At 38.3% G+C, this 16,382-nt stretch carries 12 protein-coding genes; 10 read left to right on the top strand and 2 right to left on the bottom strand.

Translation table 11 applies throughout. From position 1 onward, the window contains the following. Window positions 1-30 precede the first annotated feature (30 nt). The 10 genes from BI291_RS08175 to BI291_RS08130 all read left to right on the top strand — a co-directional run bounded on the left by BI291_RS08175 (window position 31) and on the right by BI291_RS08130 (window position 11,276). Window positions 31-867: a LysR family transcriptional regulator gene (locus BI291_RS08175; protein WP_074498192.1), complete on the top strand. Its 837-nt coding sequence runs from the start codon at window positions 31-33 to the stop codon at window positions 865-867. Window positions 868-1,088: 221 nt separating this feature from the next. After that, the gene (locus BI291_RS08170) at window positions 1,089-1,940 is read left to right on the top strand and encodes a MipA/OmpV family protein (RefSeq protein WP_074498190.1); all 852 of its coding nucleotides are present in this window, start codon (window positions 1,089-1,091) and stop codon (window positions 1,938-1,940) included. Then, complete coding sequence (locus tag BI291_RS08165; RefSeq protein WP_074498188.1) at window positions 1,930-2,340, top strand: DUF3019 domain-containing protein; 411 nt, start codon at window positions 1,930-1,932, stop codon at window positions 2,338-2,340. Before BI291_RS08170 ends, BI291_RS08165 begins: the two co-directional genes overlap by 11 nt. A gap of 14 nt (window positions 2,341-2,354) precedes the next feature. Beyond that, window positions 2,355-3,056 (top strand): response regulator transcription factor, encoded by a 702-nt coding sequence (locus tag BI291_RS08160; protein ID WP_074498338.1) that lies wholly within the window; start codon window positions 2,355-2,357, stop codon window positions 3,054-3,056. Between the two features lie 2 nt (window positions 3,057-3,058). Then, a complete protein-coding gene (locus BI291_RS08155) occupies window positions 3,059-4,360 on the top strand; it encodes a cell wall metabolism sensor histidine kinase WalK (RefSeq protein WP_074498186.1) in 1,302 nt (433 codons plus the stop codon). Between the two features lie 81 nt (window positions 4,361-4,441). Beyond that, window positions 4,442-5,860, top strand: coding sequence for a Gfo/Idh/MocA family protein (locus BI291_RS08150; protein ID WP_074498183.1), 1,419 nt, complete (start codon window positions 4,442-4,444; stop codon window positions 5,858-5,860). Between the two features lie 14 nt (window positions 5,861-5,874). After that, window positions 5,875-6,780 (top strand): sugar phosphate nucleotidyltransferase, encoded by a 906-nt coding sequence (locus BI291_RS08145; protein ID WP_175573093.1) that lies wholly within the window; start codon window positions 5,875-5,877, stop codon window positions 6,778-6,780. 31 nt (window positions 6,781-6,811) lie between these two features. Continuing rightward, complete coding sequence (locus BI291_RS08140) at window positions 6,812-7,900, top strand: phosphotransferase enzyme family protein (protein ID WP_074498337.1); 1,089 nt, start codon at window positions 6,812-6,814, stop codon at window positions 7,898-7,900. 449 nt (window positions 7,901-8,349) lie between these two features. Next, entirely contained in the window at window positions 8,350-9,978 is a 1,629-nt protein-coding gene (locus tag BI291_RS08135; protein ID WP_074498179.1) for a methyl-accepting chemotaxis protein, read from the top strand. An 812-nt stretch (window positions 9,979-10,790) separates the two neighbouring features. Continuing rightward, complete coding sequence (locus BI291_RS08130) at window positions 10,791-11,276, top strand: MarR family winged helix-turn-helix transcriptional regulator (protein WP_074498176.1); 486 nt, start codon at window positions 10,791-10,793, stop codon at window positions 11,274-11,276. 26 nt (window positions 11,277-11,302) lie between these two features. Here BI291_RS08130 and BI291_RS08125 read toward each other — a convergent pair whose 3' ends face one another. Next, window positions 11,303-14,581, bottom strand: coding sequence for an ATP-binding protein (locus BI291_RS08125; protein ID WP_074498173.1), 3,279 nt, complete (start codon window positions 14,579-14,581; stop codon window positions 11,303-11,305). Window positions 14,582-14,807: 226 nt separating this feature from the next. Beyond that, the gene (locus tag BI291_RS08120; RefSeq protein WP_074498170.1) at window positions 14,808-16,370 is read right to left on the bottom strand and encodes a sodium/sugar symporter; all 1,563 of its coding nucleotides are present in this window, start codon (window positions 16,368-16,370) and stop codon (window positions 14,808-14,810) included. Window positions 16,371-16,382: the final 12 nt, after the last annotated feature.

The following is a 16,382-nucleotide window of genomic DNA, read 5'->3' as shown; positions in this document are numbered from 1 at the left end:
CTATAGCAAATAATGACACATGAGAATGGCATGGATTTAAAACAATTAAAGTATTTTGTCGCTGTTTATGAACATCGCAGCTTTAACGCCGCAGCAAAAGCTTGCTTTATTGCTCAGCCGTCTATTTCAAACGCTGTTGCACAGTTAGAGCGTGAATTACAACAAGGGTTATTTACTCGTCAGTCAACAGGAGTTTGTCCCACACAAGAAGGTAAACAACTTTACCCTATGGCTAAACAATTACTTGGCCAAGCACAAGCCATAAAAACCAGTTTTAACCAACAAACCATTAAAAGTGAATTCTCACTTGGCGTAACGAAAGGCTTAGGCGTAGAACGTATGAGCCAGCTGCTTAAGGCATTTATTTCTAAAGAGCCTTCTATGTCACTCACACTAGTGCCTCAAGATGCGCAATGCCATGCTAGAATCATCACAAAAGAAGAGCTAATCTCCGCTGAAAATTTTATCACAATTTGGCAAGAACGTTTTGTTATCGCATTACCTCATAATCATCCTCTTGCACTTAAAAATGAAATCACCATAGCAGACTTTCATCAAATAGACTTTATTCAACGTGTCCCTTGTTCCGCATGGCAAACACTTTCATCAACGTTAACAAAAGCAAGTATTTATCCTCGAATAAGGGCAAATATTCAAACGATTGATTATGCAATAGGGTTAGTAAGAGCTGGGCTTGGCGGGGCAATTGTCCCTGCGCATAAAGAAATCACCGAATTACCCGATATCTGTTTTAAAACAGTACAAGGTTTAGCGTTAACACGAGAAGTTGTACTTGCCTTTCAACAAGCTTCGCCATTGCTGACCAGTTTACAGTCAACAATTCAGAGCATGAAGAGCACAAGTTAGCATTTTGTACCTTCTTAAATAGCGTACTTGAGCAGATAAACCATTATACGCATTCAACAATGCTAATTTTATTTACAATTTTTAAACACTTTACCTTATGCTAGAACTGCCAATAAATAGCACAATTTGTTAACATTGCCCTTGTCACTAAGGGACTGTTGATCATTTCTCAATAATCCTGTTGAAAGATAGTTGCATTTACTTCATAGGAACTTGCCCAAATGCCTAAATTGCTCATCAGCATCATGTTCGTTTTGATGTGCGCCAACGTTAACGCTAATGAAAAAAAGCCAGAGAACCAAAGTACGGTTTTTAATAAAACCTTCAGTTGGCAAGCACAAATAGGTATTTCAGCCTATTATACCGACATTATACTCAAAGACGTTGAGCAAACAGATCTGAAAAGTTACCTCACCATACCGCTACTATTCGATTTTTACTACAAAGGCTTTTTCATTCAATCCAATCATCGACGCTCTGAAAGTTTCGCTCTGGGTGCCGAACTCGGTTATCAATTAATAGTCCGCGAAAACTGGGAACTCGATATCATCAGTAAAGCTTATATTGCCGGTATTTCACCCGATAATATTATGGAACAAGCCGATAAAAAAATAGACAGTATCTATGGGCTTTCCGAACGAGATGTTGGTGAAGGTATTGGCTTACGTTATACCCATTATTATGCAAATAGCCAACTATCTATAGATGTTGCAAACCTTGCTGTACCTAGCCATGCCAAAGGTTGGTTAGTCGAAGCATTTTATAGTCATTTGATCCCTTATCGAAATTGGGACATTTATATCAATACCAGCTTAAGTTATTATCCAGATAGCATGATGGACTATTACTATGGCATAAAAGGTCACGAAGTTACCGACACAAGGCCATATTACGAAGCTGACACCACGTTAAAGGGCCAAGTTGAAATATTCGTGCAACGCCCTATTTCTGAGTCATGGACATTTAGTGCCGGCATTAGCTTTACTAAGTACACTGACAACATAACAGATAGCCCCATTGTTGATAAATCTCATAAAGTAACCGCCATGTTTGGAGTACTCTATGTTTTTTAACTACCGCAAAGGAATTGCAGGGTTTGTTTCAATCATTTTATTAACCGTAAGTACATGTTCATTAGGGCAAGAAGCCTTAAATGAAACGATAATACTCACAGCTACCCCGAATAATTGTGTCACCTTACGCCAAGGAAGAACCTGCTACGCTGAGGTCATGATTGTCTGGCAAAGCAATGTGAAGGGTGATTACTGTTTACGGCATAAAACAACGGGAAAATCCATGAAATGCTGGCAAAAAAGCCAAAAAGGCCAGTGGAGCTTTGAATTTCAAGGCAACGAAACAACTGATTACCAATTAGTTTCACTTAATAAAATAAAAGTGATTGCAAAAACCCGTATTAATGTCAGTTGGGTACACAAAGCAACACCTAGAAAACGTCGTTGGCGATTGTTTTAACTGCAGGACTCATCATGAATAAAATGCAAAAAGTATTATTAGTTGAAGACGACTTATCGCTCGCTAAGTGGGTCAAAGAATACCTTGAACAACAACAATTTGATGTTGAACATGTCGCACATGGCGATGAAGTAGCAGTTGCTTTTAATCACTTTACGCCTGACGTGGTATTGCTTGATGTGATGTTACCCGGACTAAGTGGCATTGAAGTATGTCGATTACTCAGGCAACAATCTGACACACCGATTATTATGTTAACAGCAAGAGCAGATGAATTTGATGAAGTGATTGGTTTTGAAGCCGGTGCTAATGACTATGTTATAAAGCCAGTTAGGCCTCGCGCTCTATTAGCAAGAATCCAAAGCGCATTGAAGTATCAGCCCATGTCATCGAAACAAAGTAACACTATTAGTTTTGGTCTGCTACACATCAACGGTGAAGCAAAGCGCGTTACTTACAAAAACGAAGAAATTGAACTTTCAACCAGCCTTTTTAGTTTCCTATGGTATTTAGCGAGTCATGCAGGTGAAGTAGTAGACCGAGACAGTGTATTTAAAACACTGAAAGGACGTGAATATGACGGCCAAGATCGCCGTTTTGACGTGATGTTGTCTACCTTGAGAAAAATATTTAAAGATGATCCACAAAGCCCGAAAAAATTCAAAACCGTTTGGGGTAAAGGCTACTTATTTGTTGCTGATGCTTGGACTGATTAATCATGAAAAAGCTTTTTATCAGTATTATTTTTGCTGTTTTTGGCTCATTGTTTTTCATTAGTTGGGGAGTCGATCAATTCATTGCAAAACATAGCGATGAAAACGAAAATTCCGATACAATTATCTATAAAAACCTTATTGAAGGCATCAGTGCAGAGCTTAATAGCACACCAGAACAACAACTTTCACAACACTTAACGCAAATTGCCAAACACTATTCGCTTGATCTAACCTTAGAAAGTACATCTGCTATAGCACTCCCGCCTGCATTATTTAAACAACTTTCACAACAAGGTGGTTTACTGTTAGCCTCAGAAAAACAAGCATATTTAGTTAAACAGCTAACCACCTTTCCACAACATTTAGTGAAATTACATTTGCCGACAGCATCCGAAAAAGATCAAAAGTTAAATGTCTTTTTTACCGCCATTTTATATTTAGGTGTAGGAAGTATTATTATGCTTTGGTTGCTACCATTAGCACAACGTTTGTATGTACTCACAAATGCCGCAGACCTCATTGGAAAAGGTGAAAAGAACGTAAGAATTAAACTTAGTCGATTTTCTTACATTTCATTACTTGAAACTCGTTTTAATCAAATGGCATACCAAATAGAGAAACTCATGGCAGATAATAAACTACTTGCCAGAAGCTTATCACACGATATTCGCACGCCTATGAGCTGTTTACGTTTTGGCATAGATGCCGCCCTAGATGCTAACGATATTGAAAGTAAAAATAATTACTTGAAAAGAATGGAGTTAGAACTTTCTCGTATGGAGGATATGACTGCAGCCTTTTTATCATATGCCAGCATGGAACGACAAGGGGTACATTTAATCATCACCAAAATAGAAATTAATCAATTTATTAGTAACCTTTGGCAAGACTTTACATCACTAGCACTGCAACATAACATCTCTTTTGAATATCGAGAGTTAGCAAATAATGAATATATTTCTGGTGATCTATACTGGCTAAATAGAGCGCTACAGAATTTAATCACTAATGCTATTCATTACGCCAATAGTCGCGTCATTATCCGAACACAAATATCACACAAAAACATAAAAATTATCATTGAAGATGATGGAAAAGGCATTGAACAGGAACAACTTACCGTTATTTTCGATCCATTCGTCAAACTCGATTCCAACCGCTCAAGAGAGCAAGGGCATTTTGGTTTAGGACTTGCCATTTGTCACAAAGTGGTCGATTGGCATCACGGCCAGATATCAGCAAGCCGATCAACATTGTTAAAAGGCGCTAAATTCATACTTTCTTTACCTCGTGAAAACCAATAGCAAAGTACCATAAACTCTTGCTTGCATTCATATTTCGATACAAGTAACGTTAAGCAAATAACTTAACATGCACTACTATTCATGAAAATAATCGATCGGCGTTTTTTTATCAAATCTGCCGCAGCAATTTCGACAACCCATATAGCGAAGACACTCGCCGATACCTTTACTCAAATATCCCCATCGACACTCTTTGATCATAAAAGTGTAATGAACTTAATTGCCCCTAAAATGGCAACCGTTCGCATTGGCTTTATTGGCTTAGGAGAAAGAGGTTTAAGCCATGTTAAGCACTGTAGTCATATTGATGGCATAGAAATAAAAGCGCTTTGCGATATCGACCAAAACGCCATGAATCAAGCCAGCCAATACCTTGAACAACAGAAAATAACTCGGCCCGATGAATACTCGGGTTCCGAGCTTGCTTATAAAGACATGCTCACCCGAAGTGATATCGATATCGTTATTATTTCCACACCTACGCGATGGCATACTCCCATGGCCGTCGATACAATGAACAGTAACAAACATGCTTTCGTTGAAGTACCCGCAGCAACTTCCATTGATGAGTGCTGGCTACTGGTAGACACCTCAGAACGTACACAAAAAAACTGCATGATGATGGAAAGTGTTTGCTATGGTCAAGATGAATTAATGGTTCTTCAAATGGTAAAACAGGGGCTGTTTGGCGAATTAAAACATGCTGAAACCACTTCGAACAAAGAGATACCAGAACAAGTAACGCAAGAAGCAAATAACACTGGTTCATCGCATAAGAAAATACCAGAACATTTATACCCTACGCACGGCCTAGGGCCCATATCACAATACATGAACATTAACCGTGGCGATCAATTTGATTTTCTCACCGCTGCTCACTCAACTCCAGTAAAACGAACCGAAGACACTCAAAATCAATCACAGCCTGTTAGAAGTGATTTTAATACCACAGTCATTACGACAAAACTCGGTCGAACCATCAGCGTTAAACACGGTACTAAAACCCAAAAACCTAACATTGAACATACCTTTATACAGGGGACAAACGGCACATTTTCTGGTTCCCCAAGTCGTATAACTCTAGAGAAACTGCCAGATACTGTTAAGCATTATTATCAAAATATTCACCAATTAGCGGTTAAAAAGTGGCAAGAAAATGGTCAAACGGGTAAGAAGCCCGAAATGCCAAGTCAACACCAATGGGATGACAATATGGCGTACTGGCAAACACAATATCAACACCCTTTTTGGCAGCATATAGGAGCGGAAGCTACACAAAACGACGAACAGCATGACAAAGATTTTCTTATGCTGTGGCGCATCATTTTTTGTTTGCGTAATGGCCAAGCACTTGATCAAAATGTTTACGATGCTGCTGCTTTGTCTGTGGTTTCACCGCTTATCGATGAATTAGTCTTCAATAAAAGCAACCATAAAGATATTCCTGACTTTACCCGCGGTTTATGGAAAAATACCGTCCCGCTTTCCATTGTCAGCTAACAATATTTATAGCCATGAGTAAGAACGTAAACACCCACACATTAGTGATACTTGCCGCAGGGCAAGGAAGTCGTTTTGGCCGTGCCAAGCAATTTGTTCAATTTGGTCCAAAACATTTAACATTGATGGAATACAACATTATTCAAGCCGTTAAAGCGGGTATTAAAGAAGTTGTTTTCATCACACAAGTGTCACAACAAACTACCCTAATAGAACAAGTATTGCCTCGTTTGCCTAAAGGTATTAAAACACACCTTGTGTTACAAGAAACAAGCAATTTACCCGCAAACTGTTGTGTAGCAAAAGACAGAGTCAAACCACTCGGTACCGCGCATGCAGTTTGGTGTGCTAAAGACGTCATCAAAGAGGGTTTTATCGTTATCAATGCCGATGATTATTACGGTGAGCAAGCATTCGCTAACATTCAAGCCCTTGCACCAAATAACTTTGGCCTTGTCGCCTTTGAATTAGGCAAAACATTATCTGCACATGGCGGAGTAAACAGAGGGTTATGCCATCACACAAATAATCAATTAGAAAACATCAAAGAAGTCATTGAAATCACTGAAGTAGATGATAATAACTGTCAGGGGTTTTGTGAGGGAGAACAAGTTTCCCTTGCTAAAACACAATTAGTATCAATGAACTTCTGGCGCTTAACACCAGCTATTTTCAACTGTATTGAAACCCAATTAATCAAATATTTTCCCGCTAACACAGCCAATACTTCTGAACAAAAAGCCCAAGAAGTATATTTACCTGAAACCGTTTTTGCCTATATGGCAACAACAAATGCACGTGTAACGCTTTTAACTTCACAAGATGCGTGGTTTGGCGTAACATATGCGGCCGATTCTCCATCTGTAGAGCAAGCGTTAAAGAACCTGTCGAGTAATGGAGCGTTCGACATTAACGATTAACAATAATAAAACTAGGGACAGCGATACTTTTATGAACATTAATATTGATCGTGCACAAATAAGCCACGTTTTAGAAGCGTACCTATGCGACACAGAAACCAGTAAAATAATGCCGTTAGGTAACGGTTTGATCAATACGACGTACCTAGTATCGAATCCCGATAAAAAGTTTGTATTGCAGCGTATTAATCATCATGTGTTCACTGAACCAAACCAAGTCATTAACAATGCTGATTTGATCAACGAACATTTACATGTCAAACAAAAACTGGGGGAGTATCATCTCGAACCCATCTGGCAAATCAAGAATCATCAAGGTGATTCAATGGTGCAGTATCGCGACAATAGTTGGCGCGCTATCCAATTTATTCCAAACTGCTTTACTATAGAAAAAGTAGAATCTGCACAACAAGCCCACGAAGTCGCAAACGCGTTTGGTGCATTTACTTGTGCATTAAGTGATTTTCCTGCAGAACAGCTAGATGAAATTATTACTGATTTTCACCACTTAGCATTTAGGCTATCCCAACTCAGCCAAGCAAAAGCTAATGACCCTAAGGGTCGTCTTGCAAACTGCCAGCATTTAGTCACCGCTTGTTTATCAGAAACCGCCTTTATTGATGAGGTAGCTGATATCGTTAAGAAATTACCCGTTCAAGTCACTCATAATGATACTAAGATTAATAATTTGCTGTTTGCTAAGGCCACCAATAAACCCGTCGCCGTTATCGATTTAGACACGTGTATGCCAGGGTTTGTTATGCATGATTTCGGCGACATGGTGAGAACCTGTTGCTCAAACTTACCAGAAGATGGCAAAAATATTGACGAACTATCTATTTCAATAGAAATTTTCCAAGGACTAGCCCGAGGCTATATTGAAAGTTTTCAAGGCAAGTTGTCTACACTTGAACAACAAAGCTTAGTGATTGGCGCCCAGTTATTACCATTTATGATCGGCATACGCTTTTTAACTGACTATTTAGATGGCGATAATTACTTTCACACTCAGTACAACGAACACAACTTATCGCGCGCGTTAAATCAGATTACCATGTATCAACGCTTAAAAGACCAACGTGAAACATTACACGATATCGTAATGAATGCGCATAGATAAAACCTGCTTCGTTACATAAAACATTTAACGGATACTCCCTACCCTGCCAAACTTGACCAGGTAACAACGCGTACAGAGCTATTGTTCTGTAACCCTATTATGTGCAATCAATTATTTTCTTGAAAGTAAAACAATATGAATGTTCAAAACAGAACATGCTGACACTCTCCCACCTAACCATCTAATTCAACTATAAATTTTTCGTATTTGACGGTAAAAAATCTTTCATTCAGTAATGGTTCTTCTATAAAGATAGCTTTTTCCCTAATATCACTAAGTAATTGTTTATTATTAAATCAATTATCAAATTCTTCCCTTTCAATGTTAGGCTAAATAAAAAACAGTAATTCTTGTAACTATAACTAGCCTTATGCTATTAAAGTAGCAGTGTAAACAAGGAAAGAATTGCAAAACGAATTGTCAGAACAACTATAATTGGGGTAAGCAGAATGAAGTTACGCTTTAAAGTAAGTGCGCTGGTTGCGCTAATTTTAATTTCGTTTTTAATGTTAATGGTAGTAGGGTTAACGGCACTACGCATAGCAAGCAATGATGATAACCGCGCACGTGTTGAGCAATTATTTAAATCCACCTACAATATAATTGTTGAAATGGAAAAGTATGTTGCTGATGGTAAAATGTCAGAGCAAGATGCCAAGAAGCTAGCCACTCAGCTACTCAGAGAAAACAAATATCATAAGTCTGAATACGTTTACGTCGCTGACGAAAACTTAAACTTTATCGCAACCCCTTTAGATCCTGAATTACATGGCACTAGCTTTCACGAATTTAAAAACGGTAAAGGGCAAAGTGTAGGTAATATTCTTCAAAATGCCGTCAATAAAAAACCTAATGGCATTGCCACTTATGAGTGGACCCAAAAACAACCAGATGGCTCCATAGAAGATAAATTATCTATCGCCCAACAAACACCAGTTTGGGGTTGGTATGTAGGTACCGGTATTGGTTTTGCCGAAGTTGAAGCACGTTTTTGGTCTAACGCAAGTTGGCAGGTGTTTATCTGTTTAGCATTAACAGGCGGCTTGGGTGTTTTATTATTCTTTTTTACCCGTAAATTACTTGATGATCTTGGCGGCGAGCCGTCAGCTGTTTTAAAAATTGTCCAAAAGGTAGCAGCCGGCGACTTAACGGGAAATAACTCTAGTTCAAATACTAGGGAAGATTCAATTCTTGGCTCGATATTACGTTTACGTGAATCATTAGCGACTATTTTAGGTAGTATTGAGGAGTCTATTCAAAAATTACGACAAGAAACGGAAGACGCCAATCGTCGTAGTGCAGAAATTGATCATACCTTTGAGTCACAGCGTAGCGAAATTGATATGGTTGCCACTGCCATGACAGAAATGTCTTCATCGTCTCAAACCGTTGCTGACAGCGCTAATGCTGCTGCACAATCAACAGCAGAAGCTGATCAACAAGGAGTAAAAGCCCACGGAATTGTTGATTCAGCCGTTCAATCAATTACAACCCTTGCCAGCCAAATTGAAGACGCAAGCGTCGTTATTACGGAACTTGGTAATGATGTAACCAACATTGTCTCAGTACTCGATGTTATTCGTGGCATTGCAGATCAAACAAACTTATTAGCACTAAACGCTGCTATTGAAGCTGCCCGTGCTGGTGAACAAGGTAGGGGTTTCGCCGTGGTTGCCGATGAAGTACGTAACTTAGCGAAACGCACGCAAGATAGCACTGAAGAAATTCAAAATATGATAGTACGCTTGCAAACGGGTTCTAACCGCGGTGTTGAAACGATGGAGACAAGCAAAATCTCAAGCGAAGGCACAGTAGAGCAAACTCAAGAGGCAGCGACAGCGCTCAACCAAATTGCGCAAGCACTGAGCTCTATCACCGATATGAATAATCACATTGCCACAGCTTCTGATGAGCAAAATAAAGTTGGTGACGACATTTCACGACGTATTAATATGATCGCTGAAAGTTCGCATGATGCAGCTGAACTGGCCCATAAAGGCAGAGATGCCACTTCTGCATTAATTCAATTAACCGACCAATTAGAATCACTAATGACACATTTCAAAACAGTAAAATAACACAATACTTCATGTGCGGTATTATTGTATGCCGCGCACCTTGCCAAAAAATTCATACTCCCTAAAGAATATTATGAAGCACTATGAAAGCTTCATTTTACAGGGGTATTGTTTTATTTTGTGATGTTTTCTTTTGTTTTGATAGCTTTTCAGAAAATTTGTTTCGTTATCTGTAATAGTTTTTGTACAAATTTCATTTTGCACAGCTACCAATACGAAAAACTTTTATGTTATTTTTTTGTTAACTTGCAAACGTTCTGCTAGTCTTATTTTGTCTTAAGTGACCTTTAAGACTGAGAGCGTAACAAAACATTGTTAATAAAAGGTTAATTTTAGTGCAGTTGCAGGGGTGTTGGTGCGCTTATTTAATTTTCTACATTGTTCCGCTTTCACTCAAGCAAGTTTGGCTCTCCCCCAAGCTTGCTTGAGCTTTCTTCAATAGTTTTAAATCACACGTTTTTCAATACATTTAATACCAATAATCAAAGCATAGAGCGACTATTCTTACATTATTTAACCTGATCTCGGGATAAGAAGTTATACCAACTGAAACGGTAAGCTTTTTATATATCACACTGTTCTAGCACGGAGTTTTTTCTTAGTGCAAGGCAAATTTGTGTGGTAATAAGGAAAAACAACTGCTAGAAAGTAAGTTGTTATCCCGAGCTCAGGTTATGTAGCTTGTTCTAAGCGCGCTAATGAAGTTGTAAGTTGATTAAATCTTTAACTCAATTGCTATAATAACAACGCGTTGTCCGTTATAATCTGTGTTATCCCAATCAGATTAATAGGCATTTATTCTCAATAAAGCTATGTCGAATAAGCAATTTGCGTTGTCTCACTTCTTTCCTTATCAACTAACCCGTTTACAAGCGTTAGTCAGTCAATCTATTGCTCAAGTATACCAAGGTGAGTTTGACCTCTCTCGACAACAATGGCGAGTATTAGCTATTTTAGCAACGCATGCCCCTATTAATGCTAAATCAATTGGCACACTTGCCGATTTAGAAAAAATGCCGACCAGCAGAGCAATTAAAGGCTTATTAGCACAGCAACTTATTATTCGCGTAAATTCTCAAACAGACAAACGTGCGCAATTATTATCATTATCTGCGCAAGGTGATTTATTATTTAAGCAATTAGTTCCCTTGGTGAGCCAACAGGAAGAAGCACTTTTATCCGTACTATCAACACAAGAAAAGCAATGTTTAGCTACCGTCTTTGAAAAATTAGCCAAACAAAGTGAAAAAATATTGCTCGGGGATGAAATGTTAATCAAAGATAAAGAGAGAAAATAAAAAATATAGCATGCCACTAGCGCTTGCTAATTTAGCACTGCCAGTATGTTCTTCAATAACTTTTCTGCTTTTACTGGTTTAGCAACATGCATATTCATACCAGCCGCAATACTGTTATCTTTATCTTCTTGTCTAGCGTGTGCGGTCATCGCAATAATCGGTAATTGGGTATATTTTGGATTTTCACGAATAATTTTCGTCGCGGTGAGACCATCCATTACCGGCATTTGTATATCCATTAACACAATATCGACAGGGTTTTTATCTAATTGTGATAAAGCAACTTCGCCATTTTCAGCAACAATAACACTTGCGCCCATTGATAATAATAATTCTTTTGCCACCAGTTGATTGACCAAATTATCTTCTACCAGCAATACTGTTACGTCTGCTAATTGTTCTTTCTTAATCTGTTGTTTTTCAATTTTTTTTGGCGTACTTACGGGGTTCAAAGGCTTATTTTGTTGAACACTTTTCAACGCTAAATGAAGCTGGCATAACGTATAACGATATAATGGCGCATCACATATTACATAAGGAATTTGCGCTTGATCTAGCAATTGATAAGCATTACTAGCTGGCAACGTGTTGTCTTGTTGGTAAACCGCTAGCACAAAACCCCCCGCCGTTTTTGCTGTTGCATGATAAAAATACTCAACAATTTTTTGGCAGTTTTCAGTGGTGATGACATCGAGCCTGACAAACAAGAAACAAGTATCACCTTCTGTTACTTGATGTTGCTCAAAATCTGATAGTTGTTGATAGCGATAGTGGAGTGATGACAGTAGTTGTACAAATGAATCAGGTAATGTAACGCCAAATGATTCAATAGTGACAGGCGTATATATCGTTTGTTGTTGCGCATTGTTTGATTTGTTAAAAGGTAAAATAAAACTAAACTCACTCCCCTGCTTAGGCGCGCTTTTAATTTTTATTTCACCATCAAGTAAATTGACAATTCTTTGACAAATTGACAAGCCCAACCCAGAACCACCATATTTACGAGTCATTGACTCATCCGCTTGAATAAACGCATCAAAGAGTGTTTTTTGTTTCTCTAGAGCAATTCCTATCCCGGTATCTTTAACTCTAAATTTAACTAATGTTTTATCATTACTGTTGGCAATAACACCAACATTTACATTTATTGAGCCTTGCTCCGTAAATTTCACTGCATTATTAAGTAAGTTACTTAACACTTGCACCAATCGCATATCATCGGTAAAAACCATCTCAGGTACATCAGGTTCAACCACCACCTGTAAAGTTAATTTTTTTCGTACAATGATATTTTTATTAAGATTAATGGCGCGATGTACAATATGATCCACACTACAAAAATCTTTAACGATGTTCATATTACCTGATTCAATTTTTGCTAAATCTAGTAATTCGTCAACAAGGTGTAATAAGGTATCTGAAGCATCTTGAGCATTGGCAATTTGTTGTGTTTGTTGTGAAGTAAGTTGTGTATTTGTCAGTAAAGCATGCATGCCCTGAATTGCGTTAATCGGAGTGCGGATTTCATGACTCATATTCGCTAAAAATTGACTTTTAGCTTTATTGGCTAATTCAGCTTGTTCTTTCGCATTTTCTAAAGCAGCATTGACTGCGTATTGTTCAGTCACATCACGAATGATAATAATCGTACCAAGCACTTTATTGCCTTGATCATAAAAGTTTGATGAGAATAATTCATACGTATTACTTACTGTTTCAATGACACGAAAAATGCCGTGCATGCTTTCAGTCGTTTTGCCTCCAGTTTCACAGGCTAGCAGTGCTTTTCCGAGTTCGTTATTAATTAATTTTCCTGCCTGTTGACCTATTATTTGCATTTCTGAGGAGCTAACAAAGCGCTCAAAGGCTAAATTACAGCCGATAACTTGACCGCTAGAATCATTGAAAATCAAATAATCAGGAATCGCATTCATTACGGAACGTAAAATGGCATAATCTCGTTGGTGTTGTTGGCTTTTTTCTAATAGTGCTTGCGTTTTTTCGTGCACACGCATATCAAGCACGTTATTTTGATCTTTTAGCTGCTGCAATAGGCTTCTATTTTGACTAAAAATATCGCCAACAATATTGAACCAATGTTGCCAACCAGAAGGTGGTCTTATTTTTCCGTGGTCACCTTGCGCACTAAAAGCAATATGACTGATAAATGCCTGTGTCGGTTTAATAAACGTTTTACGCGTGACAAAATAAACAACACTTAATAAGGCTGTTTGTCCAATAAAAAGCAACAAAAACGACCAAATAAAACGGCTAACTATTGGTTGAGAAAAGTGATCATAGGGTTGATATCGTAATAATACCCAATCAGTTGATGGTAAAAGAAATTGTTGCACTAACCATCCGTTGTGCTGAAACGATGCTGGCTCATTTTGCAATGTTTTGTAAGTTAAATCATTTAGCGTGTCAGGCATTAAGCTTTGCCATTTGCTGACTTGATTAATCGCTAAATTGTTCGCCGTTTTGTGCAGCAACACTTGGTCATGCTGATTAAATAAAATATAGCTATGTTTATCGTCATCATTCATTAATATCGCGTTGTGTAACCTTGCAAGATCAATATTGATCACCACGGCTCCCACAAAGGTTTCTTTATCAAATACCCCTGCACCAACGGAACTATATAAACTGGTTGCAGAAGATCCCAAATAAGGTGCTGACCACTGATAGCTATTGGAAAAGTAAGCGGTGTTACTTAACTGTTTAATTTGATCGTTGTCGAGTAAAGACGCTGAATACTGCCAGTTTTCACGGCTTATCCAAGGATAAATGCTGACAAATTGATTTTTCGATACATAATAAAACCAGTTTGCAGCATGGTTGGTACTTTGCGCGTTAACAAATGCAGGGGTTAAGGTGTAAGCCATTGCTAGCTCATGTTTTAATTCATCGTTGAATTCTTTGATTTGTCCAATACCGGTGATATTAACGCTAAGTTGCTGCCGTTGTTCAATAATATCGCGTTTAGTTTGGGCTAGATAAAAACGTTCGTCTTCTTGCTCAAGTAGAGGTGTTGCCAAAGGAAAATGATCGGGTTTACTGAGTGCATAGTTAGCAAAACGCTGAATAGAACTAATGGAATTTATGGCTTGTTTGAGCGTTTCATTTAACGCGTAACTTTGGTTTTCTAATGCTCCATACTCATTCAACTCGTGTGACTCAAGTTGATGATAATAGCGATAACCAGCCATAGATACGGCAACCAGCAAGATCGCGAAAAAAATCCCTATAATTGAGAGTTTATAGCGTGTAACAACTTGATTATTGCCCTGCTTTTTAAGGTTCATTGATATAACTGATGTAAAGAATCATCTTAACGCGATAATAAACATTAATGATATAAAAATCATGTGTTGAATGTTATCAAAAATATAACTCTCCTTTGTTTGTAGAAAATACCGTCTCAAATAAACAGTCAGTGATAACACTCACTATTAACCTTTCTACTAAGTGACTTAAGACGTATAAAAACGCAAACAGACCGAAGATTCGGCCTGCTTGCTGTTTTATTTATTACCACCATGCAGCGTATAACGCGATCAAAATAATCACAACACCTACCGTTGCCACATTGAAGCCTTTATCAGTGGAAAAATTCACTTCTTTTAGGCTAACACTAGAATTCGATGCTTTACTGTCAGTAAATAATGATACTAATACACATAATGCCAGACACATTAAAAACACTAAGCCAACACGATCCATAAAGGGTAATTCTGGCCAAGTAAATTTAAGCAATAATGAAAATACCGCTGAACCAATAGCTGCCGCTAAAGCACCCGATGAACTGGCTTTAGACCAAAACATGCCCATGACAAAAATCACCACAATTCCAGGGGTAAAAAAGCCCGTAAATTCTTGAATGTATTGGAATGCTTGATCAAACTTACCTAATAATGGTTCTGCAACAACCAAGGCAATAGCCAATGATGCCAATGCGGCAATTCGACCTACTTGCACATAATGATGTTGCGATTTCGCAGGCTTCATCTTGGCATAAATATCCATGGTGAAAATAGTGGAAATACTGTTTGTCATGGAAGCGAGCGATGACACTATCGCTGCCACAAGTGCTGCGAATACTAACCCTTTAATACCTACAGGCATTAAGGCCATCATCGATGGATATGCTTGATCAGGTGTCGTTAAGTCAGGATATAAAATCACTGCTGCAATACCCGGTAACACAACAATAATCGGCATTAAGAGTTTAAGATACGCGGCAAAAGCAATACCTTTTTGCGCTTCTTTTACATCTTTCGCTGCAAGCGCACGTTGAATAATGTATTGGTTAAAGCCCCAATAGCTAAAGTTCATGACCCACATACCGCCAATTAATACAGAGATACCAGGTAAGCTCATGTAGTGCTCATTATCACTACTTAAAATCATATCGAAATGACTCGGAACTTTTTCAGTTAATACACCAAAACCAGCAAGTACCCCTTCACCACCAGACACTGCATCAAGTGCAAGGTAACTCAAAAATAGTCCACCAAATACGAGCAAGACAACTTGTAAAATATCAGTGTATGCAACCGCTTTTAAGCCACCATATAATGAGTAAGCAATTGAAAAAAAAGCAAGAAAAATCATACCGTACATCCAATCAACACCCGCTACGGTTTCTATCGCTAGGCCACCAAGCCAAAGAACGGCGGTTAAGTTGACAAAGATATAAACCGCCAACCAAAACAATGCCATGGTCGTTTTAACACGATTATCAAAACGCTGTTCTAAATATTGCGGCATTGTATAAATGCCATTTTTCAAAAAGATAGGCAGCATATACTTACCTACTAAAATAAGCGTAATAGCAGCCATCCATTCGTACGACGCGATTGCTAAACCCAGTGCATAACCGGAACCAGACATACCAATAATTTGCTCTGCTGAAATATTAGATGCGATTAACGATGCACCAATTGCCCACCAAGGCAGTGCTTTACTTGCGAGAAAATAATCTTCGGTGTTTTTACCTCCCTGTTTATCTTCTCGTGACACCCATAACGCTAAGACTAAAAGCCCTAACACGTAGGCGATGAATACACCGGCATCCAACATCTCTAATTTCATCATTTCTCCCCT

Origin of the sequence: Thalassotalea sp. PP2-459, assembly GCF_001913705.1 — a bacterium.
Classification (GTDB): Bacteria; Pseudomonadota; Gammaproteobacteria; order Enterobacterales; family Alteromonadaceae; genus Thalassotalea_C; species Thalassotalea_C hakodatensis.
This window is presented reverse-complemented; position numbering and strand designations above follow the sequence as displayed.

Excerpts from the sequence above, each read along its gene's own strand:
- BI291_RS08175 (WP_074498192.1), top strand. The coding sequence starts at position 31 with ATGGATTTAAAACAATTAAAGTATTTTGTCGCTGTTTATGAACATCGC.
- BI291_RS08140 (WP_074498337.1), top strand. The coding sequence starts at position 6,812 with ATGAACATTAATATTGATCGTGCACAAATAAGCCACGTTTTAGAAGCG.
- BI291_RS08125 (WP_074498173.1), bottom strand. The coding sequence starts at position 14,581 with ATGAACCTTAAAAAGCAGGGCAATAATCAAGTTGTTACACGCTATAAA.
- BI291_RS08160 (WP_074498338.1), top strand. The coding sequence starts at position 2,355 with ATGAATAAAATGCAAAAAGTATTATTAGTTGAAGACGACTTATCGCTC.
- BI291_RS08170 (WP_074498190.1), top strand. The coding sequence starts at position 1,089 with ATGCCTAAATTGCTCATCAGCATCATGTTCGTTTTGATGTGCGCCAAC.
- BI291_RS08120 (WP_074498170.1), bottom strand. The coding sequence starts at position 16,370 with ATGAAATTAGAGATGTTGGATGCCGGTGTATTCATCGCCTACGTGTTA.
- BI291_RS08155 (WP_074498186.1), top strand. The coding sequence starts at position 3,059 with ATGAAAAAGCTTTTTATCAGTATTATTTTTGCTGTTTTTGGCTCATTG.
- BI291_RS08130 (WP_074498176.1), top strand. The coding sequence starts at position 10,791 with ATGTCGAATAAGCAATTTGCGTTGTCTCACTTCTTTCCTTATCAACTA.
- BI291_RS08165 (WP_074498188.1), top strand. The coding sequence starts at position 1,930 with ATGTTTTTTAACTACCGCAAAGGAATTGCAGGGTTTGTTTCAATCATT.
- BI291_RS08135 (WP_074498179.1), top strand. The coding sequence starts at position 8,350 with ATGAAGTTACGCTTTAAAGTAAGTGCGCTGGTTGCGCTAATTTTAATT.
- BI291_RS08145 (WP_175573093.1), top strand. The coding sequence starts at position 5,875 with ATGAGTAAGAACGTAAACACCCACACATTAGTGATACTTGCCGCAGGG.
- BI291_RS08150 (WP_074498183.1), top strand. The coding sequence starts at position 4,442 with ATGAAAATAATCGATCGGCGTTTTTTTATCAAATCTGCCGCAGCAATT.